The following is a 2735-nucleotide window of genomic DNA, read 5'->3' on the forward strand; positions in this document are numbered from 1 at the left end:
CGCTCGGCGGCTGGCTGGTCGGCATCACCCGCAAGAAGGTCGCCGACGCGTTGACCGCCCGCACCCGCCGCACCGCGCTCGTGGCCGCGGTCGGCGCGCAGCAGGCCCGCCCGGTCTCGGAGCCGCACACCGAGGCCGTACTCGACCGGCTGCTCGTCACCCGGGAACTGGCCAAGCTGCCGCCCGCCCAGTGCCGGGTGCTCTCCCTCGCGTTCTACGACGACCTGAGCCAGGTCCAGATCGCCGAGCGCACCGGTCTCCCGCTGGGCACCGTCAAGAGCCACGTCCGGCGGGGCCTGCAACGGCTGCGCCGGGTGCTGGAAGAGGCCTCCGTCCCGCAGTGAGGGAACGCGCGCACGGGCCCGGCCCCGAGGCGGCCGGTCGCGCGGAGGTGGCGGGACCGAGAAGGAAAGCGCGACCATAGGAGAAACAACAAAAATCACCTGATACCCATCCAAAACGGCTCGGTGGAACGAAGGACAGGGCAAAGCAGGGGCGGAACGTGACGGAGGGCGCCGCGCACAGCGCCGCGGTGCCGGGGGACCGAAGAGGATCCACACGCACGCGAGGAGCCGGTCATGAAACTGAGCGACGAACTGCCGACCGATCACCGGCTGGCCACGGTCTACCGGGTCGGCGCCGCCCTGAGCGGCCTCATCCTGCTCGCCTTCGGAACGCTCGGGTTCCTCGACCGGCTCGCCTTCTTCGACACGACGGGCCAGACGGTCGCCGGGCTGTCCAGCAACGGGCTGCTGAGCCTGATCTCGGTGGTGGTGGGTCTGCTGCTGATCGGCGGAGCCGTGGTCGGCGGCAACTTCGCCTCCACGCTCAACATGACCATCGGCGGGTTGTTCGTCGCCAGCGGCTTCGTGCACCTGATCGTGCTGGAACGCGGTGCCAACGTGCTCGCCTTCCGCATGCCGAACGTCATCTTCAGCTTCGTGATGGGGCTGCTGATCCTCACCTTCGGCATGTACGGGCGGGTCAGCGGCGGACTGCCGCACGACAACCCGTACTGGCGCAGCCGGCACCCCGAGGAGGCGTCCCGCGAGGAGGCGTCCCGCGAGAAGCGCCTGGCCGCGCTCGGCGGCGCGGCGCCCAGGCAGGTCACGGGTGCGGGTTCCCGGCAGGTCACCGGTGCACAGGCGCGGCAGCCCGCACGACCTGGTCCGGCCGCCGGCCGCGAGCCGACCTGACCGACCGCCCCCGATGCCCGACCCCGATGCCGGACGCCGATGCCCGGTCCCGTTGCCGGACGCCCGACCTCGGAAGGAGAGCAGCTTGACCCGAGAGGGAGAAGCACCGGTGTGCGGGACGGCGAGGGGCCGGACGTCCCCACCGTCCTGTGTCCAGCGCGCCTCGGCCGTCGACATCCGACTCCGGCTGCGGCGCGCCGGTGCACTCCGGCCGTCAGAACCGTTTTCTTCTGCAACTCCGCCTCGCCTGCATCCAGTTCGGCGGGGTCAAAAGAAGAGGTAGACAAATCCCCGTACCGCTCGGGGACCGTCGCGAAGGGATTTCCGATGATGAACTCGCGCACCGCAGCAGCAATCGTGGCCGCCGTGGGCACCTGCTCACTCGCGTTGGCGGCGACGCCCGCCGGCGCCGCCCCGACCGCCGAGGACGACAAGGCGATGGTGTCCGTCTTCCACGGCGTGCCCGGCATGACCGTCGACGTGTACGCCAACGGCGACGAACTGCTCCCCGACTTCGAGCCCGGCACCCTCGCCGAGCCGCAGGCCCTGGACGCGGGCACCTACGAGATCCAGGTGTTCGAGGCCGGCGCGGACCCGGAGGGTGACGCCGCCATCGAGAAGGAGGTGGAGGTCCCGGCGGGCGCCAACGCCACCGTCGCGGCCCACCTGAACGCGGACGGCGAGCCCCAGCTGACCGCGTTCGTCAACGACGTGTCCGACGTACCGGCCGGCGAGTCCCGGCTGACCGTGCGGCACGTTGCCGCGGCCCCGGCCGTGGACGTCCGTGCCGGCGGCACGCCCGTCTTCGAGGGGCTGGAGAACTCCGGCGAGGAGACCGTTGAGGTGGACGCCGGCACGGTCGAGGCCGACGTGACCCTGGCCGGTACCGAGGACGTCGCGATCGGCCCGGCCGACCTCGACCTCAAGGAGGGCACCAGCAACGTCGTCTACGCCTGGGGCAGTGCCGAGGACGACAACCTGGAGCTGAAGGTCCAGACGTTCAGCGGCATGCACTCCTCGCCCGACGCCGTGCACGCCGGCGGCAACGGCGCGGCCGCCGGAGTGAACTCCTCCGACACCTGGATGGCCGGGAGCGCGGCCGGTGTGCTGGCTCTCGCCGGTGGCGTGCTGGTCCTCCGCCGTCGGGCCGGACAGCACGGTTGACCGGTCGGACGTCCGGCCACACGACGGGCCGCGGTCGGTCGTGCTTCCCGGCCGGACGTTCCAGGGCCCCGGCCGGGAACCCCCGGCCGGGGCCCGTCCTGGCGTCGTCGATGCGCGGGATTAGGCACCGACGGGATCGACGAGATCGACGAGCAGGCTGAGGAGGAGTCCCCATGCGCCACGTACTGCGGTCCGGCTGGTTCGTCGTGTGCTGCGTCGCTGTGGCCGTGAGCGCCGTTCTCCTCCTCGTGGTGCGCGCCGACGACCCGGCACCGCCCCCGGACTTCGGCGAGTCGCGGCCTGCGGCGGCGGACACGAAGCCCGAACCGGAGGCGGAAGCGGAACCGGACGGGGCGCGCGGCGGCCGGGCCGGGG

General features: G+C 72.2%; 3 protein-coding genes and 1 pseudogene. All 4 read left to right on the forward strand.

Features of this window, described 5'->3' with window-relative positions; genetic code table 11:
- On the forward strand, nucleotides 1-344 hold a 344-nt coding region (locus tag ACYVE9_RS21850; RefSeq protein WP_461029594.1), incomplete at its 5' end, for an RNA polymerase sigma factor.
- A gap of 234 nt (nucleotides 345-578) precedes the next feature.
- Nucleotides 579-1196, forward strand: a complete 618-nt coding sequence (locus ACYVE9_RS21855) for a DUF4383 domain-containing protein (protein ID WP_461029595.1) — start codon at nucleotides 579-581, stop codon at nucleotides 1194-1196.
- 330 nt (nucleotides 1197-1526) lie between these two features.
- The gene (locus ACYVE9_RS21860) at nucleotides 1527-2360 is read left to right on the forward strand and encodes a DUF4397 domain-containing protein (protein ID WP_461029596.1); all 834 of its coding nucleotides are present in this window, start codon (nucleotides 1527-1529) and stop codon (nucleotides 2358-2360) included.
- A gap of 173 nt (nucleotides 2361-2533) precedes the next feature.
- Nucleotides 2534-2735: pseudogene (locus ACYVE9_RS21865) on the forward strand (hypothetical protein); the annotation flags it as partial.

Source organism: Streptomyces sparsus, from assembly GCF_054776295.1.

Bases quoted from the DNA above. Each gene is read 5' to 3' on its own strand.
- ACYVE9_RS21855 (WP_461029595.1), top strand. From the start codon at position 579: ATGAAACTGAGCGACGAACTGCCGACCGATCACCGGCTGGCCACGGTC.
- ACYVE9_RS21860 (WP_461029596.1), top strand. From the start codon at position 1,527: ATGAACTCGCGCACCGCAGCAGCAATCGTGGCCGCCGTGGGCACCTGC.